General features: G+C 36.3%; 20 protein-coding genes. 16 read left to right on the top strand and 4 right to left on the bottom strand.

Annotated features, from left to right (window positions below):
• Positions 1-257 precede the first annotated feature (257 nt).
• The 3 genes from M2372_RS10530 to M2372_RS10520 form a co-directional block, all read right to left on the bottom strand.
• Complete coding sequence (locus tag M2372_RS10530) at positions 258-1,715, bottom strand: LptF/LptG family permease (protein ID WP_123319256.1); 1,458 nt, start codon at positions 1,713-1,715, stop codon at positions 258-260.
• A gap of 108 nt (positions 1,716-1,823) precedes the next feature.
• Positions 1,824-2,471 (bottom strand): outer membrane lipoprotein carrier protein LolA, encoded by a 648-nt coding sequence (locus M2372_RS10525; protein WP_115968781.1) that lies wholly within the window; start codon positions 2,469-2,471, stop codon positions 1,824-1,826.
• Between the two features lie 67 nt (positions 2,472-2,538).
• Positions 2,539-5,130, bottom strand: coding sequence for a DNA translocase FtsK (locus M2372_RS10520; protein WP_123319255.1), 2,592 nt, complete (start codon positions 5,128-5,130; stop codon positions 2,539-2,541).
• A gap of 661 nt (positions 5,131-5,791) precedes the next feature.
• On the opposite strand from M2372_RS10520, the gene M2372_RS10515 reads away from it, so the two are divergent.
• The 16 genes from M2372_RS10515 to M2372_RS10440 all read left to right on the top strand — a co-directional run bounded on the left by M2372_RS10515 (position 5,792) and on the right by M2372_RS10440 (position 25,201).
• Complete coding sequence (locus tag M2372_RS10515; protein WP_123319254.1) at positions 5,792-6,415, top strand: cysteine hydrolase family protein; 624 nt, start codon at positions 5,792-5,794, stop codon at positions 6,413-6,415.
• Between the two features lie 91 nt (positions 6,416-6,506).
• Entirely contained in the window at positions 6,507-7,088 is a 582-nt protein-coding gene (locus M2372_RS10510) for a Crp/Fnr family transcriptional regulator (RefSeq protein ID WP_123319253.1), read from the top strand.
• Between the two features lie 393 nt (positions 7,089-7,481).
• Positions 7,482-10,757, top strand: coding sequence for a cytochrome c biogenesis protein CcsA (gene ccsA / locus M2372_RS10505; protein ID WP_123319252.1), 3,276 nt, complete (start codon positions 7,482-7,484; stop codon positions 10,755-10,757).
• A 433-nt stretch (positions 10,758-11,190) separates the two neighbouring features.
• Complete coding sequence (locus M2372_RS10500; protein ID WP_123319251.1) at positions 11,191-12,057, top strand: SPFH domain-containing protein; 867 nt, start codon at positions 11,191-11,193, stop codon at positions 12,055-12,057.
• Positions 12,058-12,140: 83 nt separating this feature from the next.
• Entirely contained in the window at positions 12,141-12,335 is a 195-nt protein-coding gene (locus M2372_RS10495) for an Arc family DNA binding domain-containing protein (RefSeq protein WP_123319250.1), read from the top strand.
• Between the two features lie 468 nt (positions 12,336-12,803).
• Complete coding sequence (locus tag M2372_RS10490) at positions 12,804-14,354, top strand: aldehyde dehydrogenase family protein (protein ID WP_115968772.1); 1,551 nt, start codon at positions 12,804-12,806, stop codon at positions 14,352-14,354.
• Between the two features lie 113 nt (positions 14,355-14,467).
• Entirely contained in the window at positions 14,468-15,793 is a 1,326-nt protein-coding gene (gene lat, locus M2372_RS10485) for an L-lysine 6-transaminase (RefSeq protein WP_123319248.1), read from the top strand.
• A gap of 63 nt (positions 15,794-15,856) precedes the next feature.
• The gene (locus M2372_RS10480) at positions 15,857-16,084 is read left to right on the top strand and encodes a DUF2007 domain-containing protein (RefSeq protein ID WP_123319247.1); all 228 of its coding nucleotides are present in this window, start codon (positions 15,857-15,859) and stop codon (positions 16,082-16,084) included.
• A gap of 426 nt (positions 16,085-16,510) precedes the next feature.
• Positions 16,511-17,023 (top strand): GNAT family N-acetyltransferase, encoded by a 513-nt coding sequence (locus tag M2372_RS10475; protein WP_115968770.1) that lies wholly within the window; start codon positions 16,511-16,513, stop codon positions 17,021-17,023.
• 116 nt (positions 17,024-17,139) lie between these two features.
• A complete protein-coding gene (locus M2372_RS10470) occupies positions 17,140-17,595 on the top strand; it encodes a transcriptional regulator (protein WP_115968769.1) in 456 nt (151 codons plus the stop codon).
• Position 17,596: 1 nt separating this feature from the next.
• Positions 17,597-18,784, top strand: a complete 1,188-nt coding sequence (locus M2372_RS10465) for an efflux RND transporter periplasmic adaptor subunit (protein ID WP_115968768.1) — start codon at positions 17,597-17,599, stop codon at positions 18,782-18,784.
• Positions 18,784-21,930, top strand: a complete 3,147-nt coding sequence (locus tag M2372_RS10460) for an efflux RND transporter permease subunit (protein WP_123319246.1) — start codon at positions 18,784-18,786, stop codon at positions 21,928-21,930. Before M2372_RS10465 ends, M2372_RS10460 begins: the two co-directional genes overlap by 1 nt.
• A 75-nt stretch (positions 21,931-22,005) precedes the next feature.
• A complete protein-coding gene (locus M2372_RS10455) occupies positions 22,006-23,421 on the top strand; it encodes an efflux transporter outer membrane subunit (RefSeq protein WP_115968766.1) in 1,416 nt (471 codons plus the stop codon).
• Positions 23,422-23,699: 278 nt separating this feature from the next.
• A complete protein-coding gene (locus M2372_RS10450; protein WP_115968765.1) occupies positions 23,700-24,188 on the top strand; it encodes a GNAT family N-acetyltransferase in 489 nt (162 codons plus the stop codon).
• A gap of 2 nt (positions 24,189-24,190) precedes the next feature.
• The gene (locus M2372_RS10445) at positions 24,191-24,670 is read left to right on the top strand and encodes a MarR family winged helix-turn-helix transcriptional regulator (RefSeq protein ID WP_115968764.1); all 480 of its coding nucleotides are present in this window, start codon (positions 24,191-24,193) and stop codon (positions 24,668-24,670) included.
• Positions 24,671-24,712: 42 nt separating this feature from the next.
• Positions 24,713-25,201 (top strand): GNAT family N-acetyltransferase, encoded by a 489-nt coding sequence (locus tag M2372_RS10440; protein ID WP_123320080.1) that lies wholly within the window; start codon positions 24,713-24,715, stop codon positions 25,199-25,201.
• A gap of 161 nt (positions 25,202-25,362) precedes the next feature.
• On the opposite strand, the gene M2372_RS10435 is transcribed toward M2372_RS10440, so the two are convergent.
• Positions 25,363-26,394 carry a hypothetical protein gene (locus M2372_RS10435; RefSeq protein ID WP_148060750.1) on the bottom strand — a complete coding sequence of 344 codons (1,032 nt, stop codon included), beginning with the start codon at positions 26,392-26,394 and terminating at the stop codon, positions 25,363-25,365.

The following is a 26,394-nucleotide window of genomic DNA, read 5'->3' as shown; positions in this document are numbered from 1 at the left end:
AAGAAATCTGATGATATGAACTCTGGATGTGGTTATTGGTTTGCGGATAACCGGAGCCTGTTTTTAAGATAAAAAAGGGAGAAGAAGAATATTTTTGAAATGGAATAAAAAGCTTAACTGTAGTAATTTTATATAGTTGTATTTTACGGCTTGTTTTAATTATACGTGTGTAAATAACTTCCAGCCTCCTGCTTCTCTCTTCCATCTTTCAAAAAACAAAAAGGCCCGGAAAATCCGGGCCTTTTTGTTTTTTGAAATTATTGATATCTCTTATGTTCTTTACTTTTAGAGAATCTTTTTGTAATTGGTTTAAACAGGGCTTTATATTTTTCTGCATCAAATAATTGTGAATCTGTAAGCGCTTTGAAGGTCATCCAGATCCCAAACGGAAGAAGAATGAAATTAGGAAGCCATGCTGCTAAATAAGGGTTCATTTTACCACTCCAGGACATGTTTTCTACTCCAACGTTGATGACGTAGAAAATGATAAAGATAACAATAGCTATAATGACCGGAAGACCCATACCTCCTTTTCGGATAATAGATCCTAAACTTGCTCCAATCAGGAAGAAAATAAGACAGGTTACCGAATAAGAAATGTATCTCTGCTGGTAAATAACAATCTTACTGAAGTATTTCACATTGGTACTGAATTCATTCTTTTTTGATTCCAGTGTGGATTTCAGGGTTTCAAGCCTGTTGTAAGAATTATAGATCAGTTCTAGTTTTTTATCACTTTTTACTGTATCCAGTTTTATTTGCGATTTTGCTGCTACTTTAGGTTTGTTATCCTGATCCATATAGCCTACCACAGTATTGGTCTGGTTTAATACATCTCCTCCGACATTTTTAAAGAACAGCGCATTTTCTTTCTTACTGGTTGCAATGGTTGAGTTAAGCTCATTATAGGTTTGGAAACGGTAATCGTCCGTAATCTGCTCCTTTTCGATTGCTTTATTGATGAGTTCACTGATGTCAAAGTGATTCACTAATGTGTCAAACTTGATGGCCTGATCAGGCTGCTTTAGTCTTGCTAATTCACCTTTTCCGGCAAAGGCATCTTCAAATACATATCCGTTGTAAAGGATCAGTTTCAGGTAATTCTTATTGGTAGCCGGAACAAATTTTCCTTTTTCAGCTACAACAGATTGCTGGTTTTCGTAAGTATTGGCCTTTTTGTGAACAAATACTCCTTCAATATTTTCTCCATTCTCTCCATAGATCTTATCAAATTTTACCATGTATCCCGGGATCTGGTCAATGAACTGACCGGGAGTAAAGTTGATGGCCGGTTTCGTTTGAGCAATATTAAAAAGCATGTTTTTGGCCTTTCTCTGAAAATCCGGAATAATGTTATTGGAGAAAAAAAACAGCATGATAGCAAGAATGGTTGTAATTCCCAGCAAAGGAGCCATTACCCGGGTAAGAGGAATTCCTGCAGCTTTCATGGCAGCCAGCTCATAGCGTTCTCCAAATTCTCCGAATGACATGATACTCGCCAAAAGGATGGTAAGTGGAAGAACCATACTGATAACGTTTACCCCAAGGTAAAAAAGAAGTTTAAGGATTTGCCAGTAGCTCAATCCTTTTCCCATAAACTGTCCTAATTGAACCCAGATAATGTTTACAATGAAAATGAAAAACAATACGCTGAATATAAAGAAAAACGGTCCAAAGAAGGTTTTTATGATATATCTGTCTAGTATTTTTAACATGTGCCAAAATTAATCAAAAAGCCGCAAACTTGCGGCTTTTATATTTTGTTATTTTTTTTCTGAAGCGAAATTATGAAAAGGTAGATTCACCCTTTTGATATTCAGCTTTTAAAGTTCTGTAATTATATAGTTTTTAAACTTATTCTTATCAAAGACAAACATATTAGGATCCAGATTCTGGTTTTCCTTGTACTCTTTAATAGCAATCACTGCAACATCTTTGTTGTTTCCATACTGTTCCAGTTTTACCATTTGTTTTTTTGCAGAGTCTACAAAAAGATATACAAATTGAATTCCGTTTGCCTTTACAGGAGTCAGTTTAATGAAATCTGTACTTACACCATTTACTGTCTTCTTACCGTTATAAGTTACGTTGTATTCGTTTCTGTAGGTAGTAAGATAATTAATAGGGGAGAACATGGTCGTACTTCCGTTAGGTTTTGCGATGGTTACTTCCATATCATCAGCATTGATGTTGTAGATTTTATTTCCATCGAAGATCTGTTCTGTATCCATGATCTTCAGCTTATATTTATCTCCTGCAGTATAGTAGATACCAGGCTCTGTTTTGTTAACCTGTCCGTTAAGTCCTGTTCCAAAAGAAAATTTGAAGTAAGAATTCTTTTTAGAATTGTAATTGGCTGTAATGTCATCCAATATCTTTTTAGCTTTTGCGTCTATTTTCTGAGCATTGGCCATACCTACTGCACCTACCACAAAACTTCCCAATATAACTTTTGAAATAATATTCTTCATTTTTCTTATTTAATAATCTTTAGATAATTTTAAATTTTCAAGGGTAAAGCTTTTTGCTTTTTTCCCTTTAACTACGCAGATCTTCCAAAAACTGTTCCAAAGAATGAAGATCACTAATAAGAACTTCTCTTGCTTTAGCTCCGTTAAAGCCTCCTACGATACCACTTGCCTCCAGTTGATCCATAATTCTTCCAGCTCTGTTGTAGCCCAGTTTCAATTGTCTCTGAAGCATTGAAGTAGATCCCTGTTGGGTAGAAACAATGATTCTTGCAGCTTCTTCAAATAATGCATCCTTTTCATTAGGATCAAAAGAACCTACAGAAGAACTGTTAGCATCTTCTGAAACATATTCCGGCAGAAGTAAGGCAGATGAATATCCTTTCTGTTCTCCAATGAATTCTGCAAGTCTTTCTACTTCCGGAGTATCTACAAAAGCACACTGAAGCCTTAAGATTTCATTACCATTGAAGTAAAGCATATCTCCTTTACCAATCAATTGATCTGCTCCCGGAGAATCAAGGATCGTTCTTGAATCCACACTTGAGATTACTCTGAAGGCAGCTCTTGCAGGGAAGTTGGCCTTGATCATACCCGTAATTACGTTTACAGATGGTCTCTGTGTAGCAACAATAAGGTGAATTCCTACGGCTCTGGCAAGCTGTGCCAGTCTCGCAATTGGTAATTCCACCTCCTTTCCTGCGGTCATGATCAAATCTGCAAACTCATCTACTACTAATACGATATAAGGAAGGAAACGGTGTCCGTTTTCAGGGTTTAATTTTCTTTCTGTGAACTTCTTGTTGTATTCTTTCAGGTTTTTACAGAAAGCATTTTTAAGCAAGTCGTATCTGGTGTCCATTTCAATACAAAGAGAGTTCAGGGTATTGATTACTTTATTGGTATCCGTGATGATAGCTTCTTCTGCATCTGGTAATTTTGCCAGATAATGTCTTTCTATTTTTGAATATAAAGAAAGTTCCACTTTTTTAGGGTCAACCATTACGAATTTCAGTTCGCTTGGGTGCTTCTTGTAGAGTAGGGAAGTAAGGATCGCATTAATCCCGACAGATTTACCCTGCCCTGTTGCTCCTGCCATCAGTAAGTGAGGCATTTTTGAAAGGTCAGCCATAAAGATCTCGTTGGAAATCGTCTTTCCGAAAACCACCGGAAGATCCATGTCTGTATTCTGGAATTTATGAGACCCAATCACGGAACGCATAGAAACCATAGTAGGATTTTTTCTTGGTACTTCAATCCCAATTGTTCCTTTTCCTGGCATCGGAGCAATAATTCTGATTCCCAAAGCAGAAAGGTTCAATGCAATATCATCCTGTAGTTTTTTAATAGCCGCTACACGGATTCCTGCTTCCGGTACAATTTCGTATAAAGTAACAGTGGGTCCAATAGTTGCCTTGATCTCTGCAATTCCTACGTTGAAGTTCTTCAGAAGTCCAACGATTTTGTTTTTATTTTCTTCTAATTCTTCCTTGTTGATAGAAATTTCTTCGTTCCCGTAATCTTTCAGTAGTTCAACAGGTGGCATCTGGAAATTAGGAAGATCCAATTTGTGGTCATATAAACCATGTTTTTCTACCAGCTCCTGAGATTTTTTGTCAGAATCATCCAAAATATCAATTACTGGTGCTACCTCTACATTAAACTTAATGTTTTCTGCTGGAACAGGTGTTACAGGAACTACTGGTACCGGAGCAGGAACAGGAATAGAAGGTGTGATGTCAAAAGCATCCTCCGGGCTTGAAACCGGAATTGTCGGTTTTGTAGAAAGGTTTAAGCTGACAGGCTCAGAAACTTCCTTAGGTTCATTATCAAATGAAGTATGATTAGGAGTTGTAATTGTTTCTATAGAACTTGCCGGCTGAATTTCCGGGAAACCTTTTGGTACATTTACAGGCTCTTTAACTTTACTGATCGGATTATTATTTGTAATATCACTTACTGTAACATTAGGAGCTTCTGCTTCCTCAATTTCAGTTTCGTCTCCTTCTTCTTCTTTTAATTCTTCATCAGCTTTAAAGTCCTCATCAGAATCTGGCATCATGGATCTTACTTTTTCGATGGTATTTTCATTAATCTTAGTCAGTTTTGCCTTGATTGAACTTGGGCGAAGATTAAATTCAAGAATGAAATATAACAGGATGCTGGCCGCCAATACAGTCCATAAACCTACAGATCCGATAATAGCATTTAGGTAATCCATAATCTGGTATCCGTAAACGCCTCCCAAAACTCCTTGTCCTTTGGTAAGTGCACCCATAAAGATAGGCACCCAACAAATGAAAAACAGGGAATGGCCAATTGTTTTCCATGGCTTAAACATCTTCTTTTTAAGGATCATAGTTCCCACAACAAGAAATAAAAATGCTATAATGAATGAAGCTATCCCAATGCTTTCAAATATGAAAATATTTCCAAACCAATCTCCGGCTTTACCGAAAATGTTTGAAGATTTTATACTCTTGTCCAGCATAGTTCCTGCCTGGCTTTGGTCTGCTTTCCAGTTCATTAAATAGGAAATGAATGATAAAGCGAGTACAGCGGAGAACAGTATAAAAGTAAGCCCGAAAAATATGCGTGGCTTAGATAAAATTCTGCCTTTTTCAGGCGATTCAGTCGGTTTTTTTTGTGTCTTTTTATCCATAAATATCAATGTGGCAAATTTAATGTTTTTTCAATACTAAAAAGAATCTTTTTTCTTCAAAAAACATTTTGTAATGCCCACTTTTTACTACTATTATTTTAAGTTGATTAAAAAATATTTTGTGTTATAAATATTGTCTGAAATAAAAATAGGGTTATTTTTTTTGTTAATCCAAATACAGAGCTGTTAAATTATATTAATTGATCTGTATTTCTTTATAATTTTTCAAAAAAACATAAAGCATAACTTTAAATTCTGCAAAAAAACATTGATTATTTAAGCCATGATGTCATCTTAAATTGAAAAAAGTATTTCCTATATTCGTGATCTGCATAAAATTAAGTACTTTTTAGAACCTATTATTTCATTGCTTTAACAGGTATTGTAGATGAAGAAAAGTTAACGGTATCAATTTTTCACTTTTCATTAACTTCCATATTCAACCCCTCTTAGTGACTTGGCAACTATCAGGAACCTATGATACAGTGAGTAAAACTATAGCTGTATTTGATGGGTTAAAATGGAGTTATTGGAAATAAAATAAATTTGAAACCGGAGGGCCTTCCTTCGGTTTTTATTTTGTAACCAGTGAGTTTTTTTTGAACTAGTTCAAAGGTTAGAAGCTTTAGGGCTGATAATTTTGTCATATAAAATTTAAGCAATGAAAAATCTATTGAAAAGCACGCTGACTTTATGTCTGGCTTTATTATCACTGATATCAATGAACGCACAACAAAAAAGAAAAATGGAAAACACTGCATTATTAATTATCGACGTACAAAACGATTACTTTCCAGGAGGAAAAATGAAATTGGAAGGAGCTGAACAAGCTGGTAAAAACGCTCAACAGGTTTTGGAATATTTCAGGAAAAACAATCTTCCCGTCATTCATATTCGTCATATTTCAACAAATGAAGGCGCTACTTTCTTTTTACCGGGAACTTCAGGAGCAGAAATACATGCATTGGTTTCCCCTTCGATTGGTGAGAAAGTGATTGAAAAACATTTTCCAAATAGTTTCAGAGATACTGATCTGTTGAAATATCTGCAGTCTGAAAAAATTGAAAATCTGGTTATTGCAGGGATGATGACAGACGTCTGTGTAGAATCTACAACTAGAGCATCTTTTGATTTGGGTTTCAACAATATCATTATTGGTGATGCTACTGCTACAAGAGATAGGGAGCTTTATGGTCAGGTTGTAAAAGCCACAGATATTCAAAGGTCTTTTCTGGCAGGTATATCTGCATTGGGCAACCTTTACGCTCGTATTGTCAATACATAGGATTTTGTAAAAGGAAAATAACGCTTGTCTGCTTTATGAATGAATAAAGATATCAGTAATATTGGTATCTTTATTTTTGTTAAATATGATCATGTTCAATCTGCTTTATAAAAATATCAGCCGGTATGTTCCTCTTTCAGAGGAAGAATTCAGTTATTTTTCTGCTCCTTTCCAGTTGAAAAATTTCAAAAAAAAGGAAGTGGTTTTGAGGGAAGGTGATTATTGTCTCTTTGAAGGCTTCGTTCTGGATGGATGTTTTAAAATCTATTATCTGAACGAAAGCGGATTTGAACAGACTCTTTATTTTGCTGTAGAAGGATGGTGGATTACTGATATTGATAGTCTGATTAATGATGTTCCAACTATTTTGAATATCGAAGCCCTTATGGACAGTAAGGTATTGATGATCTCAAAGAAAGATAAGGAACATCTTTATGAAACAATGCCGCAAATAGAAAAGCTTTTCAGAATCATGAATCAGCAGTCGTCTGTAGCGCTTCAGAGAAGAATTCTTTCTTTAACAGGAAAAACAGCAGATAAGCGTTACCTTGAATTTTTACAGAAATATCCAGGCTTAGAACAAAAGCTTACCCAGCAACAAGTGGCATCTTACCTTGGGATCACCCACGAGTTTTTAAGCAAGATCAGGAAAAGAATATCTCTGGAAAAATAGACAAGTAATTATTTAAAGAGATTGTCTATCAACGATTTATTGTCTCTAAGGTTACATGTTTTAAATTAACCTTTCCTAAAAAGCTAAATGAAACGATTTTTTAACTCAAAAAATCAGTTCAGAATCATTGTGAGTCAAAAAAGATATACTTTATTGCTTGTCCTGATTTTTCTTAAAAATGAAGACTGATAAATAGAAGTCTTCAATCACTGATATAGGCATTATAAATCTGTATTTTTTCGGTTTTAAAAATTGATTTTTTCATAATAACTCCAATCTTATTAAGAATGGTTCAAAATAACGAAAACAGCGATCAAAATGACAAAAAACAGCTTTTTTTCAGCTCTTTATGGTTTATCATCCTTATTTTTGCATGTCAAGTATATATAAATCATGAAGAAGCTCCAGGATATTATTATCTCAACCAGGACAATGGCTGTATTGTTACTGGTGTACGCATTCGCAATGGCCTATGCAACGTTCTTAGAAAACGACTACGGAACTCCTACAGCAAAAGCATTAATTTATGAGGCGAAATGGTTTGAACTCATTATGGTGCTGCTTATCGTTAACTTCATAGGGAATATCGGAAGATACAGACTGTGGAAAAAGGATAAATGGCCGGTTTTGGTTTTTCACCTTGCCTTTATTTTCATTTTTATTGGTGGTGCCATCACAAGATATATTAGTTTTGAGGGGCAAATGCACATCAGAGAAGGGGAAACATCCAATGAAATTGTAACGGATAAAAACTTCCTTAAAATCCAGATCGAGGAAAAAGGAGATGTCCTTAACTATCAGGATATTCCTTATTTGATGTCTCCACTTCACAAAGATCTTAATGCCACTTACGATTTCCACGGAAAAGAAGTGAAGATCTTTGCAAAAGAATATATTCAAAGAAAAAAAGACAGCTTATTGGCTGAACCTAACGGAACTGAATATCTTCACCTGGTTTCAACAGGAAAAACCGGAAGACAGAACATCTATATCAAAGCCGGTGATACAAAATCCATTAACGGAACTTTGGTAACCTTTAACAGACCCATTGACGGAGCTGTTGAATTCAAAAATGAAGGTGGTAAATTATTCATCAAGACTCCGGTGGATGCAAGCTATATGACTATGGCAACGCAGGCTACCGGAAATACTGCAAAAGATGTGTTTCAACCTTTAGTATTGAGAAGTTTATATAGCATCAATGAACTAAAACTTGTAGTACCTGAAGGTCTTAAAAAGGGTAAACTGATGGCTATTGAAGGTGACAGAAAGAAGGACGCTAGTGTTCCTGATATGCTTCAGATCGAGCTTCAAGGTCCAAAAACAAAGCAATTGGTTGATCTTTCTGTTGAAAGAGGAAATCCAAATGCTTATAAGCAAATCACGATGGATGGGTTGAACATCATGGTTGGATACGGTCCAAAAGTGTACAACACGCCATTTGCCTTGAAACTGGATGATTTCGTAATGGAAACATATCCGGGAAGTAGTTCTCCAAGTGCTTATGAAAGCCACATTAAAATTGTAGACGAAGGAAAAGAAACGCCTTATAAAATCTATATGAACCACGTTCTAAACTATAAAGGATATCGTTTCTTCCAGTCAAGCTTTGACCCGGACAGAATGGGAACCGTATTATCTGTAAACCACGATTTTTGGGGAACTTTAGTTTCTTATATCGGGTATGGATTATTATTCTTAGGAATGTTTGTGATCTTCTTCTGGAAAGGAACACACTTCTGGAAATTAAATAAAATGCTGAAAGACGTTAATAAGAAGAAAGCAGCAGCAGTACTTTTATTATTCTTAAGCTTTGGGTTGAATGCTCAAAAAATCGAAACGCATGGAACTACTGACGGAAGCAGAGAACATGTACACGTAGAAGGTGATGGGCATACGCACGCGGCACCTGCTCCTCAAACTCAAACATCTCAGGATAGCGAGATAAGACAAAATTCATTAGCTTCTCCAATGGGGAAAATGAGAACCATTTCAGCTGATGAAATCATTGGTAAAAATAAGATTAGCAAAGAACACGCAGAGAAATTCGGTTACCTTTTGGTTCAGAACTTCGAAGGAAGGATCATTCCAATGAACACACAGGCTTTAGAGGTTTTAAGAAAACTTTACAAGCGTGATCGTTTCAAAGGAACAGACGGGAAGTCTCTGGATGCTAACCAATGGTTCCTATCTATCAATACAGATACAGAAAGCTGGACATCAGTTCCTTTAATCAAAGTTGATGAAAAAGGAGGGAAAGCACTTCTTGAAAAAACAAAAGCAAATGAAGAAGGATATACTTCTCTATTGAACTTATTCCCGGTAGATAAGAGAACAGGAATGTTAACTTATATCCTGGAGGGAGACTATAATACAGCTTTTGCCAAGAAACCGGGAGACCAGTCTGAATACGATAAGCAGGTAATTAAACTTAATGAAAGGGTTCAGATTTTCAATGAATTTTTCAGTGGTCAGTTCTTAAGAATTGTTCCTGTGAAAAATGATGCAAATCACACTTGGCATTCTTGGCTGGATCAGAAATTTGAACCGGACATGGAATCTCAGCAGGTAATGGGACCTTATTTTTCACAAGTAATCGGATCTCAAAGATCCGGTGATTGGAGTAAAGCAGATGCTGAATTGGTAAAACTTTCAGACTATCAGAAGAAATGGGGGAAAGCAGTAATTCCTGATCAATCCAAAGTAGACCTTGAAGTATTTATGAATACTGCGGATATCAATTTTAAACTATTGATTTTCTATACCATCATCGGTGGACTTCTTTTACTACTTGGATTTGTAGAATTATTCAAACCGAATAAAGTATTAAACAAAGTAATTAAAGTAATTATTGCAATTGGTTTAATTGGGTATTTATTCCATTTCTTAGGTCTTGTAGCAAGATGGTATATTTCAGGGCACGCTCCTTGGAGTAACGGATATGAAGCTATTATCTTTATTTCGTGGGTAGGGATTACGGCAGGTTTAGTTCTTTATAGAAATGCTAATGCATTGATTCCTGCATCCGGATTTATGGTAGCTGTTATCATGATGGGATTTGCACACGGAGGTTCAGCTCTTGATCCACAGATTACACCACTTGTTCCGGTATTGAAATCCTACTGGTTGATTGTTCACGTAGCAATTATCACATCAAGTTATGGATTCTTTGCCCTGTCGATGATTATTGCTGTGCTATCTTTGGTGTTCTATATCATTTCAAACAAAGAAACATATAAAATTCACCATGATACAACATTGAAAGAGCTTGCAATTGTTTCTGAAATGTCATTAACAGTAGGTCTTTTTGCTTTAACGGTAGGGAACTTCCTTGGAGGGATCTGGGCCAACGAATCATGGGGAAGATACTGGAGCTGGGACCCGAAAGAAACCTGGGCTTTCATTTCCATTATGGTGTACGCTTTTGTATTGCACATGAGATTAGTTCCAGGATTAAGAAGCAGATGGGCATTCCACGTAGCAACCATGTTTGCTTTCTGTTCAATGGTAATGACTTATTTTGGAGTAAATTACTACCTGAGCGGACTTCACTCTTATGCAGCAGGTGATCCGGTACCAGTACCAGCTTGGGTATACATCGGTATCGCAACAATGATTACTTTAGCAGCTGTATCTTATTTCAAGTTTAAAGTTTTAACGAAGAAGTAATCTTTTTCAACATATTATTCAAAATCCCGGAAGTCACTTTCCGGGATTTTTTTGCATAAAAGATGCAAGTATAACTGTTCTTTTATGTAGATAATGAAATACTTTAAAGATTTATTTTAATGTGATGTTTGCAAGGTTAAATATATAGTGTGGTTAGTTTTTCGATCGAAACGGCACTTCGTTCAGCAAAATGCGTCCTTAACTGAGTGAAACGCCTTTGCTAACCTTTTCATTATAGACTTTGAAAAAAACCGCGAGCTTAGCGTTTATATTTTTTGCTCTCGGTTCATAATTGTAAAAAAATTATAATCGTGTACTTTACTTGAGTATTGGATCTCACGCTCATCAAAAAAAACAAAAATTTATCATTCAGAATCCAAAATTTACTGCTAACTTTATGATATCAAAATAATATCAAATTAAAAATTCAATCATGGAAAAAACATTAAAACCCATGTCGGGTTATATTACATTAGTGATCTGTCTGGTACTCTTTGTTGCTGCACTGTATCTCTTTATCAGTGGAGTAGATCAGAGTATTACATTTGTTGTCCTAGCAATGCTTTGCTTCCTGCTTTCATGCTTTTTCTTAAAAGGGTTAATGATTATTCAGCCTAACCATTCAAGAGTATTAAACTTCTTTGGAAAGTACGTGGGAACAGTAAAAGATAACGGATTGTTTTTTATCAATCCATTGTACTCCTCTCAGAAAATGTCATTACGTTCAGAAAACTTACAGGGGCAGACTCTGAAAGTAAATGATAAGATGGGGAATCCTATCGAAATTGCTGTGGTAATGGTATGGAAGGTAGGAGATACTTATAAAGCGGCTTTTGATGTTGAACGGTATTCTGATTTTGTAAGAATGCAGAGTGAAGCGGCAGTGCGTCATTTGGCGATGAGCTTTCCTTATGATAATTTAGAAGATGACCATGCACCTATTACTTTAAGAGAAGGAGGTGATAAAATCAATTCTATTTTGGAACAGGAACTTACAGACCGTCTTTCAAAAGCGGGAATTGTGATTCAGGAGGCAAGAATTTCACACTTGGCATATGCCTCTGAGATTGCCGGAGCTATGCTTCAGAGACAGCAGGCTACTGCTATTGTAGCAGCCAGAACGAAGATCGTGGAAGGAGCTGTCGGAATGGTAGATCTTGCGTTGAAAAAGCTTTCAGAAGACAATATCGTTGAGCTTGATGATGAAAGAAAAGCAGCGATGGTAAGCAACCTGATGGTGGTTCTTTGTGGTGAAAAAGCAGCAACCCCTATATTGAATGCAGGTACACTGTATAATTAGTAACAATGAATAAATTCCAGATTCATAGAGAAACGATGAGTCTGGAATATAACCCATGCATCTTGCATTAAAAACAAGAATAAATGAAATCAGAAAAAGCTCAGAACACTTCGGAAAACAAAGGCAAAAAATCCTTTGTCTTAAGGATAGATGAGTCAACCTATAAACTCCTCGAAAAATGGGCCAATGATGAATTCAGAAGTGTGAACGGACAAATTGAATATCTCCTGCATCAAAGCCTTGTCAATTCTGGAAGAAAGAAAAAAGATGAGCTTTGAAGCAAAAATGGGGAAATAAAACTACGGAAAAATGATTTTAATTCATTAAAAATAGTTTTTTTGTAAGGTTAAAATATAAAATTCTTAAATCTATTATGGAATTTATCATTGTTCGTAAAAGAAAAAATCATTTAATTAACATTACTACAAAAAGAAAGCAGAGAAAATTTTTCTCTGCTTTTTTATTTTATACAACTCTGAAGTGTGTCTGCTCCAAAGTAGAAGATTACGAGCCAAATCAAGCCTTTAATGGTAAAAAAAGCAAACCCTGCCCATCCCATGCGCTTGAACCACTTTTTAAACTTTGAGTTATTTTCTTGTGAATTTTCCATTGGTGATTGTCAAAAAGATTACCCTACAAAGATAAGCATGTTTATAATTAGTCCAAATAAATAACATATTAAAAAATTAAAGTTTTGAGGTTCGCATAATATTTTTATCTTTAGAGAGAACGAAAAGTAAGATTTTATGTCAAAAAAAGTAAAGGATTTCGGAATCGAAAAAACACTCAAAAACCTTGGTATTAAAGAAGAAAATAAAGGTACTTCAGTGGGCGGGAAATATTTCGCTTCAGGAAAGACGATAGAAAGCGTATCTCCTGCAGACGGGAAATTAATTGCAAAAGTAAAGACTTCCGGAGAAAGTGATTATGACAAAGTAATTGAAACGGCTCAGAAGGCATTTCAGGAATTCAGGCTGATCCCGGCTCCTAAAAGAGGAGAGATCGTAAGACAGCTTGGATTAAAATTAAGAGAATATAAAGACGATCTTGGAAAACTGGTTTCCTATGAAATGGGTAAATCTTTGCAGGAAGGGCTTGGAGAAGTACAGGAAATGATTGATATCTGTGATTTTGCAGTAGGTCTTTCAAGACAGCTTCAGGGATATACAATGCATTCCGAAAGACCTGGTCACAGAATGTATGAACAATACCATCCGCTTGGAGTAGTAGGAATCATCACTGCATTCAACTTCCCGGTAGCAGTTTGGTCCTGGAACACAGCATTAGCTTGGATTTGTGGTAACGTTACGATCTGGAAGCCATCAGAAAAAACTCCACTTTGTGCCATTGCATGTCAGAATATTATGAACGAAGTTTTGAAAGAAAACAATCTTTCAGAAGGAATTTCAAGTGTATTGGTAGCTGACCACGAAATCGGACAAAAACTGGTAGATGATAAGAGAGTTGCTTTGGTATCTTTCACTGGTTCTACAAGAGTAGGAAGAATGGTTTCTTCTAAAGTAGCAGAAAGATTCGGGAAATCTATCCTTGAATTAGGAGGGAACAACGCAATTATCATTACTAAAGAAGCAGATCTTAATATGTCCATCATCGGAGCTGTCTTCGGAGCTGTGGGAACTGCAGGACAAAGATGTACTTCTACAAGAAGACTGATTATCCACGAAGATGTATATGATGAAGTGAAAACAAGATTGGTAAAAGCTTATGGTCAGCTGAAAATCGGAAATCCATTGGATGAGAATAACCACGTAGGACCGCTAATCGATGTGGATGCTGTAAACCAATACGAAGAATCTATCAAGAAATGTAAAAAAGAAGGTGGAAAATTTGTTGTTGAAGGCGGTGTTCTTTCAGGAAAAGATTATGAATCCGGATGCTATGTGAAGCCTTGTGTTGCTGAAGTGAAAAACTCTTACGAGATTGTTCAGCACGAAACTTTTGCACCGATTTTATACTTAATCAAATACAAAACATTAGAAGAGGCAATTGCTATTCAGAATGATGTTCCACAGGGACTATCTTCTGCTATCATGACTCAAAACCTTAGAGAAGCAGAATTATTCCTTTCTCATGCAGGTTCAGATTGTGGTATTGCGAACGTCAATATTGGTACTTCAGGTGCTGAGATCGGAGGAGCTTTCGGTGGTGAAAAAGAAACCGGAGGTGGAAGAGAGTCTGGTTCAGATGCATGGAAGTATTATATGAGAAGACAAACCAATACTATAAATTATACTGCACAACTTCCTTTAGCACAGGGAATTAAATTTGATTTATAAAAGCTTTACTTAAAGCAATAAAAAAAACAATAAAAACTTAATAACCTGAATGATTAAATGCTCAGCCTTTGATCGTTTAATCATTCACTTATTAAATCACACAACAATTTATTATGGAACACACATTAGATATACAAGCAAATAAAGTAAAAGAAACAGTTGGAAAACACGTGTTGGCAGACGGTTTCGATTTCGTGATGGACATTGAAAAATCACACGGATCATGGCTTTATGATAAACTTACAGACAGAGAATACCTGGATATGTTCTCTATGTTTGCATCCGCTTCCATCGGGTACAACCACCCGTATCTTGTAGAAAGATCAGAATGGTTGGGTAGAATGGCTGTCAACAAACCAACATTGGCAGACGTTTATTCAGAAGAATATGCTCACTTTTTAGAAGTATTTGAAAGAGTGGTTATTCCAGAAGAATTACAGTATGCTTTTTTTATTGAAGGGGGAACTTTAGGTGTTGAAAATGCATTGAAGGCTTGTTTCGACTGGAAAACACGCAAAAACTTCGAAAAAGGACTTGAGACTGAAGCAGGAATCTGTATTCATTTCAAGCAGGCTTTCCACGGAAGAAGTGGGTATACTTTAAGCTTGACAAATACTTCAGATCCTAGGAAATATCAATATTTCCCAATGTTTAAGTGGCCAAGAATTTTAAATCCAAAATTATCATTCCCGATTACAGAAGAGAATCTGGCAGATACAATCAAGAACGAGCAGTTAGCCTTAGTTCAGATTGAAGAAGCTATTCTGATGAACCCTGATAAAGTAGCTTGTATCATCATTGAGCCTATCCAGGCAGAAGGTGGTGACAACCATTTCAGAGATGAATTCTTACTAGGCTTAAGAAAAATCTGTGATGACAATGAAATCTTACTAATTTTTGACGAAGTTCAGACAGGTATTGCCATTACAGGTAAAATGTGGGCATTCCAACATTTTACAGCTAAGCCTGATATCATTTCTTTCGGTAAAAAAGCCCAGGTTTGTGGAGTATTGGCTAACAAAGAAAAATTTGATGAAGTTCCAAACAACGTTTTCAGAGAAAGTTCAAGAATCAATTCTACATTTGGGGGTAACTTTATCGATATGCTTCGTTTCCAACTGGTAATGGAAGTTATTGAAAAAGAGAATCTTGTTGAAAATGCAAGAGTTGTAGGAGATTTCCTATTAGAGAGCTTAAAAGCAATGGCAGATAACTATCCTTCAAAGATTTCCAACGCAAGAGGTAAAGGGCTGATGTGTGCTATTGATCTTCCATCCGGAGCAGACAGAAACAAGATGATGAACGAACTTTTCAATGACGGATTGATCATTCTTCCGTGTGGAGATCAGTCTTTACGTTTCAGACCACATCTGAATGTTACCAAAGAAGAAATCCAACTGGCACTTGACAAAATTGAAAATAATATTAACAAAATTTAAAAACAAAGATTTGTAATTTTCAAAAAAACATTGTACATTTAGATACTCAAACAATTAGAATATATGGAAAGAAGTACGAGAGTGTCAGTTTATGAAAGTGATAACCCTTCAGAAATTCAGTTGGTTAAATCTAAATTGGATGATGCACAAATTACAAACACCGTTGAAAACAACTATCTTACATTTACCACAACACCTACTGCAACATCGCTAAAGGTAATGGTGGATCTGGAAGATGAGAAGAAAGCATTTGATATTATTGATGCATATCTTCAACAAAGTGAAAATTAATAAAACAATTTCATAATTTTAAATTTTACTACTTCAAACCGAAAATTAATTAAGTATTAATTTTCGGTTTTTTAATTAAACAAATCATTAAATATTTTAAAATTAAATGTTTAAAAGATGACTTTAAGAATTATTATCCGATAAGCAGAAGTTTGTATTAGTCTGAATTTGATGCAAAGTTTTAGTAACCTTATGGTATATTTTTAAGGAGGCAAAGACGGATCAATAAAATTCATTCTGATTAAGTGTTCGCGTAGCCAACCGCTTCTTCAACGACGAAGTCGCAACCTTTGCTCACTTAAAATCCTAAGCTTCATAAATAAAACCTTTGCGTCAACAAAATCAGACTTTAGCTCACAGTAAAAAAGATAAATGATTCTGATTTCAGTCTTTTAAACTCTATATTTTTTAATCAAAATCAACAACATGAATCCAGAAATCAAACTAAGAAAATCGGAAATTGAAGACAGAGACATTATTTGGGAAATCATCCAGCAATCCATTGAAAGAAGAAGACAGGATGGAAGTACACAGTGGCAGAATGGCTATCCTAATCTTGGAACAGTAGAAAGTGATATTGCGAAAGGGTTCGGATATGTGCTTACCGTAGATGGGGAAATTGCAGTATATGCTGCTTTGCTCCTTAATGATGAGCCGGCATATAGTAAAATTGAAGGAGCCTGGTTAAGTAATGGAGAGTTTGTAGTTGTACATCGTGTAGCGATTGATGAAAAATTTGCAGGCCAGGGGATGACTAAAAAACTTTTCGATCATATTGAAGATTTTACTAGAGATAATGGAATTCAGAGTATTAAGGTAGATACGAACTATGATAATATAGCCATGCTGAAAATTCTTGAAAGCAAAGGATATTCTTATTGTGGTGAAGTGGTTTTGGCAGATGGATTAAGGAAAGCTTACGAGAAGATTATAATTTAAGCCAAAAGTTAAATCAAGTTTCATTGAATTTTTAAAACGCTGTGTATTTATAATCTCTATCAGCTTTGTTCGTTTGGTTCTGAACTAATTTTTACTTTTGTTAAAATTTTTATATTATGCACCAAAGTATAGAAATTGATGAAAAAATTTTTCAGGATGCCGTAAAGTTTTATGGCACTGTGTTCAGCTTACCCCCTTTAGCTTCAAAAATCTATTCCTACCTTCTTTTCGATTATGAGAAAGTAGGAATTACTTTTGACGAGTTTGTGGAAGTGCTCTCTGCGAGCAAAAGTTCTGTTTCTACAAGTATTTCACTACTGCTCAATGCTCAGCTTATTGTAGATCATAGTAAGATGGATGAACGGAAACGGTATTTTTTCATCAATGATGAATATAAGAAAATCAGATTTGAGAAAATTGTCCAAAAAATGCAGGACGAACTAAGACTATTAGATGATTTAAACAATTTTAAAAAAAGTAAAGACGATGGATACAACGAAAGAATAGAAGTTTACAAAGCACTCTTAAATAAAAACATAGAAAATATTCAGGAATCTCTTAATAAACTATAAAATGAATAATAAGCTAGTTATACTTTCAATTGCAGCGCTTTCTCTCACAGCCTGCAAAAAAGAAGCTCCAAAACAGGATGGTGCCAAGCCGTACCCTGTTGTTTCTGTGGAGTCAAAAAATATAGTAGGTTATCAGACGTTTCCGGCTACCATTCAAGGTAGAGTAAACAATGATGTACGTGCTAAAATACAGGGATATATTACCCAGTTATTGGTAGATGAAGGACAGTATGTTACCAAAGGACAGCCTTTGTTCCGTCTGGAGACCAATATCCTTACCGAAAATGCTGCCGCTTCCAAGGCCGGAATCGGAGCTGCTGAATCCAGTATTGCCGCTGCACAGGCATCTGTAAATGCTGCACAGGTAGAAGTAAATAAACTGAAACCTCTGGTTCAGAAAAACATTATCAGTAATGTACAGTTACAGTCTGCCCAGGCACAGTTAGCTCAGGCTCAGGCACAGTTACAGCAGGCACATGCTGCCAAAAGACAGGCTGAAGCCAATTATAAAGGGGTAGAAGCAAATATTGAATATTCCATTATTCGTGCACCTATTTCAGGGGTTGTTGGAAGACTTCCATTAAAAGTGGGAAGTTTGGTAGGACCATCTGATCAGACCCCTCTAACAACAATTTCTGATACTTCTGAAATCTTTGCTTACTTTGCGATGAATGAAAAAGAGTATTTTGATTTCCTTGAAAAATCTCCAGGTGCTTCTATGCCTGAGAAAATCAAAAACTTACCAATGGTTGAACTTCAGTTAGCCAACGGAAGTCTTTATCCTGAAAAAGGAAGAATTGAAGCCATTACCGGTCAGATTGATCCTACCACGGGAACCATTCAGTTCAGAGTAGCCTTCACCAATGCTCAAAAATTATTAAGCAATGGTAACAGTGGAACCATCAGATTCCCTCAGAGTTATGATAATGTTCTTGTAGTTCCTGAAAGTGCTACTTATGAGCAACAAGGTATTGTATATGTATACAAAATTGAAAAAGGAGATACAGCGAGAAACGTTGTTGTCAATGTTATTGACAGAATCGACAATTTAGCGCTTATCAAATCAGGAGTTAATAAAGGTGAAAGAGTTGTCGCAGCAGGTATCGGAGGATTAAAACCGGGAACAGCAGTGAAGCCGAAACCAATCAAAATGGATAGTCTTGTTCAATCAATAAAACCGAAATTCTAATGATAAAAAACTTTATTAACAGACCGGTTTTATCTACCGTAATCTCAATCTTGATTGTGATTCTCGGTGTGCTAGGGCTGATCTCGTTACCGGTTACACAGTATCCGGATATTGCGCCACCCACAGTAAGCGTTTCTGCAAACTATACAGGGGCCAATGCGGAAACTGTAATGAAAAGTGTGGTAGTTCCTTTGGAAGAGCAGATCAACGGGGTGGAAGGAATGGATTATATCACTTCCTCTGCAGGAAATGACGGTTCTGCTCAGATCCAGGTTTTCTTTAAACAAGGAATAGATCCGGATATTGCAGCGGTAAACGTACAAAACCGTGTGGCCAGAGCTACTCCTTTGCTGCCATCCGAAGTGACGCGTTCAGGGGTTGTAACTCAAAAACAGCAGACCAGCGCCCTGATGTATATGTCTTTCTATTCTGAAAATAAAGATCTTGATGATGTGTATCTTCAGAACTTTTTGAATATCAATATTATTCCAAACCTGAAAAGGGTAAATGGTGTAGGGGATGCCAACGTTTTCGGAGGTAAAAATTATTCCATGAGAATTTGGCTGGATCCTGCAAAAATGGCTGCCTACGGGGTAACTCCTACGGATGTTACCAATGCTATTAATGAGCAGAGTAGAGAGGCAGCAGCAGGTTCTATTGGTCAGAATAGTGGAAGTTCTTTTGAATATATCATCAAATATGTAGGTAAATTCAACGATAAAGAACAGTATGATAATATCATCATCAAATCTCTGGCAAACGGGCAAAACCTGATGCTGAAAGACGTTGCTAAAGTAGAATTGGCAGGTCAGTCTTATACAGGGGTCGGAGAGAATGGAAACAATCCTTCTATCAGTATGGGGATCTTCCAGACGCCAGGTTCCAATGCGCAGGAGATTATTAAAAATATCAAAACATATCTGAAATCAGCAGAAGGTACTTTCCCTAAAGGGATTAAATATACTTTCAACTTTGATACCAACGAATTCCTAGAAGCTTCTATTGAAAAGGTAGTACATACGCTGATTGAAGCTTTCATTCTGGTATTTATTGTTGTATATATTTTCCTTCAGGACTTCAGATCTACTCTGATTCCGGCCATTGCGGTTCCGGTATCCATTGTAGGGGCATTCTTCTTCCTGAATTTATTTGGATATTCATTAAACCTGTTAACCTTATTTGCATTGGTACTGGCGATTGGTATTGTGGTGGATGACGCCATTGTCGTCGTCGAGGCTGTTCATGCGAAGATGGAGCATGGTATTTCAGATGCTAAAAAAGCAACGGTGGAAGCTATGGATGAGATTACAGGGGCTATTATTTCTATTACTTTGGTAATGGCAGCCGTATTTATCCCAGTGACATTTATTACAGGTCCTACAGGGGTATTCTACCAACAGTTTGGGATTACGCTGATCATCGCGATCATCATTTCTGCTATTAATGCATTAACGTTGAGTCCTGTTTTATGTTCATTATTCCTGAAGCCTCATGCAGAGCATCATGCAGAGTATAAGAACCTTAACCTGTTGCAGAAGTTTTTCTATAAGTTTAATATTGCTTTTAAAACAACAACTGAGCGTTACGGAAGAGGATTTGTATTTCTGTTAAGACATAAATGGGTGACTCTTGTTATTTTCGCCATTACAGGAGGTATCTTATTCTGGGCAAGCAGCAGTATGAAAAAAGGGTTTGTACCTACAGAAGACAGAGGAATTATCTTTACCGATGTTCAGCTTCCTCCGGGTGCTTCTATGGAAAGAACGTATAACGCATTGAAAACACTTCAGGCTAAAGCAATGAAAGTTCCGGGAGTGCAGAATGTAACGATTTCCACCGGTAGAGGATTCTTATCCGGAAACGGAAGTAACAATGGTCTTGCCTTTGTGAAACTGAAACCATTCGAAGAAAGAAAAAAAGACGGCCAGACGTCTGAAGATATCACCAAAAAACTATTTGGAATCGTAGGAGCTGTTCCTGATGCTAAAGTAGTATTCTTTCAACCGCCAAGTGTACCGGGATTTGGTAGCAGTGCAGGTTTTGAAATGGTATTGCTGGACAAATCAGGTGGAGAATATGTTGACCTGGATAATAAAACCAATGAATTCATCGGAAAATTGATGGAAAGACCGGAAATTCAGTTTGCACAGACTTCATTCAATACAAAATATCCTCAGTACCAGATGGAAATTAACGTTCCTCTGAGCAAGCAGCTTGGAGTTTCTGTAAATGACATTTTGGCTACAATGCAAGGGTATATTGGAGGTGTTTATACGGCCGACTTTACCAAGTATGGAAAACAGTTCAGGGTAATGGTTCAGGCACTTCCTGAAAACAGAAAGAACATCGAAAATCTGAACCAGCTCTATATAAGAACCGGTTCTGGAATAATGTCTCCGATTTCACAGTTTGTAACCTTAAAAAAAGCTTATGGACCACAATCTGTAAGCCGTTATAACCTATTTACTTCAGTGAAGGTGACAGGAGCCAACTCTGACGGATACAGCTCCGGGGATGCTATTGCTGCAGTACAGCAGGTAGCCCATGAAACCCTGAATCAAAACTACTCAGTAGAATTTACCGGGTTAACCAGAGAAGAATTAAATTCAGGATCTCAGACCCTTCTGATTTTCGGGCTAAGTTTAGTCTTTGTTTACTTTATCCTTTCTGCACAGTATGAAAGTTATATCCTTCCGCTTATCGTTGTTATCTCTCTTCCTCTTGGAGTAATGGGAGCTTACTTCGGGCAGAAGATTATGGGCTTGGAGAATAATATTTATTTCCAGATTGCCCTGATCATGCTCGTCGGATTGTTGGCGAAAAATGCGATCCTTATTGTTGAATTTGCAGTCCAGAGAAGACACCATGGTGAAACAATCGTAATGTCTGCCATCAATGCAGCAAAAGCGAGAGTAAGACCCATTCTGATGACTTCATTTGCCTTTATCTTCGGTCTGTTACCATTAGTGCTGGCAAGTGGAATTGGAGCTGTAGGGAACAGATCCATTGCAACTGGAGCAGCCATAGGATTGTTGATAGGTACTATTTTAGGACTTTTTGTAATTCCGGTATTGTATGTGATTTTTGAAAGCATACAGGAGAAAATTAAGCCTATTAAAAAAGAAGATATCAATTTAGCAGAGTAAATTAATTTAGTTTAAGGTTTTGGAGTTAAAGTTAATACTGAAAACCGGAAACCTTAAACTTTTAAATTTCAAATAATGAAAAGTTTAATAAACATCATAAAAGGAATAACTTTCTCAGCGATTATGCTGGGAGCCATCACGTCCTGCATGGCCAGAAAGGAATACGAAAGGCCGAAGAACGTTGTTGACGAAAAGCTTTTCCGTACAGATATGCTTCCTTCAGACAGTACCAGCATTGCGAATGTTTCATGGAAAGAAATCTTCACAGATCCGATACTTCAGGGACATATTTCAAAAGCTTTAGATAATAATCTGGATATTAGGATTGCTTTACAGAGTATCAATTCTGCAGATGCCTATCTTAAGCAAAGTAAGGCGGCGTACGCTCCAACGCTTTCAGTTGGACCTAATTATACTTTCCAGACCCAGTCTATCAATACTCAGTTTGGGCAGATCATTGGAGAAAGAAGATATGTCAATCAGTTTGATATTACCGCTACCTTAGGTTGGGAAGCAGATATCTGGGGGAAAATGAAAGCGCAGGAAAAAGCACAGATCGCTGCATATTTTGGAACGGTTGCTGCTCATAAAGCAGTAAAAAGCAGTCTTGTTTCTTCCATTGCTTCTGCATATTACCAGTTGCTGACATTTGATGCTCAGAAAAAGATCATTACGGAAACAATTGCTATTCGTGAGAAGAACCTGGAAACAACAAAGGCATTAAAATCTTCCGGAAGCCTTACAGAAGTTGCAGTACAACAGAGTGAAGCACTTGTTTTCAATGCAAAATCGTTATTGATTGATATTGATACTCAGATTCAATTGCTTGAAAATACCATGAGTCTTTTGATGGGAGAACCATCACATACCATCGAAAGGTCTACATTGGAAGGGCAGAACCTTCCCATTGATCTGAAGCTGGGATATCCTGCTCAATTGCTGGCTAACCGTCCGGATGTCATGAGAGCAGAGTACAGCCTAATGAATGCATTTGAGTTGACCAATGTTGCAAAAGCTCAGTTTTATCCAACATTGAAGCTTACAGGAACAGGCGGACTTCAGTCTGTAGATATTGATCACCTGTTCAACGTAAACTCATTGTTTGCAAATGTGGTGGCAGGATTGGCACAGCCTATTCTGAACAAAAGAACTATCAAGACCAACTATGATGTGAGTCTTGCTAATCAGGAGACCGCATATCTGAACTTCAGAAAAACAGTTCTTACTGCAGGAAAAGAAGTTTCTGACGCGATCAGGGTGTTCTCTGTTCAGGATTCATTTATTGAGTTAAAACAAAAAGAACTGGATGCCTACAAAAAATCAGTAGACTATTCTCAGGAATTGGTTAACTACGGGATGGCCAATTATCTTGAAGTTTTAAATGCCAGTGTAAATTCATTGAATGCTGAACTTAATATATCCAATGCGAGATATAACAAAATGAAGGCTGCCGTTGAGCTGTATCAGGCTCTAGGCGGAGGCTGGAAGTAGAAAAGTTATTTGCAGTAAATAATAGAAACGTATGTCAGTAATGGCGTACGTTTTTTATTTTAATAAGCTTACAAAATAATAGAAAAATGCTTTTCGAATTGGAATAACAAAAATATTCTGTTAGTTGTGATGGCTTATTGGTTTCTTCAACCTTCATTGGTAAAAGAACAAATACAACTTCCATCCTCCAGCTCCCAGCCTCCTTTTAATTCCCGTTAAATTTCCATTTGTATATATGTATTTAACTACGTAGTTTTATACCTTAAAAAACAAACATTATGAAATTACAGATAGAACCCATAGGAAATGCTTATTCAGAGCAGGCCATTGACCTGATTTTGACAATTCAGCAACAAGAGTTCAATATTCCGATTACGGTAGATGACCAGCCGGATCTGAAGCAGATTGAAAGTTTTTATCATGAAGCAGGTGGAAATTTCTGGGGAGCTTTTATAGAGGGTGAGCTGGTAGGATCTATTGCGTTGGTAAAATTCGATGAAAAAGCAGGAGCGATAAGAAAGATGTTCGTTAAAAAAGAATTCAGAGGAAAGGAACTGAATATTGCCCAGATCTTACTGGAGATCTTAATTGCTTTCTGCCGTGAAAACAAAATTGATGATATATATTTAGGAACTATATCTGTATTGAAAGCAGCTCAACGTTTTTATGAAAGAAATGATTTTGTGAAGATCAAAAAAGAAAACCTTCCGGAACGTTTTCCATTAATGAGTGCCGATGATATTTTTTACCACATACATATAGACTGAACATGAATGTTATCAACGAAGCAGGAATCCTTGCCTTATCTACAAGGTTGCGCCGTCTTAGTGAACAACTGAGAAAAGATGGAGCCCTAATCTATAAAGCCTTTGGAATTGATTTTGAACTCAAATGGTTTCCGGTAATCTTTACGATCTATAAAAAAGAAGTGGTAAGTGTAGTTGAAATTGCCAATGAAATTGGGTATACCCATCCATCCACAATTACTTTACTTAAAGAACTTGAAAAATTGGAACTGATACAATGGGAAAAAGATAAACAGGATGAACGTAAAAGATTATTTAAGCTTACCCTTAAAGGACAGGAACTTATTGGAAAAATGAAACCAGTATGGGAACTGATGGCACAAGTATTAGGAGATATTTCTGATAATCAGAATAACTTGCTAGCAGCCATTAATGAAGCAGAAGAAAAGATTGCCAACCAGTCTTCTTATCAAAGAGCTTTACAGCTTAAAAATTCTAAATAAAAACAATATTCTCATATCTCGGAAATATTAAAAATGTTAACTATGATTAGAAAAGCAATTGATGATGATACTCTTCAGGCCACTCAGGCTCTTGAAGAAGTGAAAAAGTACATGTTGGATCAGGGAATTGATCAATGGGATCAGGAATATCCCAATGCAAAGATACTCATAGATGATATTGAAAGAGGTGAAGGTTTTGTTTTTATTGATCATGGGGAAGTATTGGCTTATATGGCACTGAATGAATTATGTGATGAAGAATACAATGATCTGAACTGGAAAACACAGACTCCTTTTCTTATTATCCATCGTTTATATGTAAAGCCTACAGCACAGGGAAAAGGAATATCAAGCAAGATGATTCGTTTTGCAGAAGAATTTGCTATAAATAATCACTATCAATCCATTAGATTTGATGCTTTCTCTTTGAATGAGACTGCTAATATTGTTTATCTAAAAAAGGGATATGAACTTGTTGGAACAGTCTGTTTCCGGAAAGGAATATTTAATTGCTATGAAAAGAATATGTAATAAAAGGCCTACAAAAAATACACATTAACCTATTTTTCATGTTGCTGATATTCTGAAGGTAAAATGAATATTTTTATTGGATAAATGTTTGTTGAATTAGAATTTGGAAAGGAAAACACCACTTTCCTGATCTTTCAGACAATTTAATTCTTATGTCTGATTTAGTAAAAGCTATAGGAGATCTTTAGATTGCGGTCCTGAAAGTATTGAATCATGTTCATATCTTTGGATTTTCGTTCTATTGAGGTCAGAAAGCCTTTTTCATCGTAGATCATCTCCAGCTCACTTACTTTTTGTCCACCCCATAGATCTTCCAAAAGAATCAGATTCTTATCAGTAGTATAAGTGTATTTTTCTGTTTTAGAGTCAGAGCTGGATGGAACCTCAGCCAGCTGGGACAAAAGACCATCTTTGAATTGATATATTTCCGAAGGGGTTTTCTTGGGTTCACAGCCGTTATGAAGAAATAAGCCTGCGGGATGCCCATTCAAATAATAATATGTTTTTTTTTGATGACATAAATCCGAATTTTCACTATTTTTTTGAAAATTAAAATATTCCGTACGCTCTTCTGCCTCAAATTTATCTTCGGTGTAATAGCGGTATTGCCAGGAAGAAAATGCATTTTCAGCCATCATTTTTTTCCAAAGATTTTCATTAGGTAAAGAACCCTTCAGAATCATTTTATCTACACCGGGAACAGGCTCTCCCTGCCAATCATTATGCTGTGATCTGTTGGGCATTTGAGAGTTTAGTGAAAAGATTCTGATAGTATTAATTTTGTTTTTATTATCGTATTGATAGCTGTTGATTGTGACGATGCCATTCCGATAATCTATTCTTGCTTTTTTACCAATCAATCCGTTTGTATTATAATAATATCTGGCATAAAAGGCGGTATCTGTTTTTTCTTTATTGTAACGTAAGGTTGTCATACTCTCTATAAATCCATTTGGGTTGAAATTATAGAGATACCTGGTACCGGTTTGTTCATCACTTTTAAGCAGCATGCTTTTTACTTTATTGCTCTTCATAAAAGTAGGGTTGAAAGGAAAAACAGTCTTTGTAAAATAATCGTCATCTTCAAAAGGAAAAACCTTGTAAAATGGGACGATCTGTGCTTTACAGACCATGATACCGTAAATTAAAATGAGGCTTAAAAAGGGAGTGAATTTATATGTTGGGTATATCAT

Origin of the sequence: Chryseobacterium sp. BIGb0232, assembly GCF_024810195.1 — a bacterium.
Classification (GTDB): Bacteria; Bacteroidota; Bacteroidia; order Flavobacteriales; family Weeksellaceae; genus Chryseobacterium; species Chryseobacterium pennae.
The sequence above is the reverse complement of the archived record's forward strand: the minus strand, read 5'-3'. Positions and strand labels throughout refer to the sequence as shown.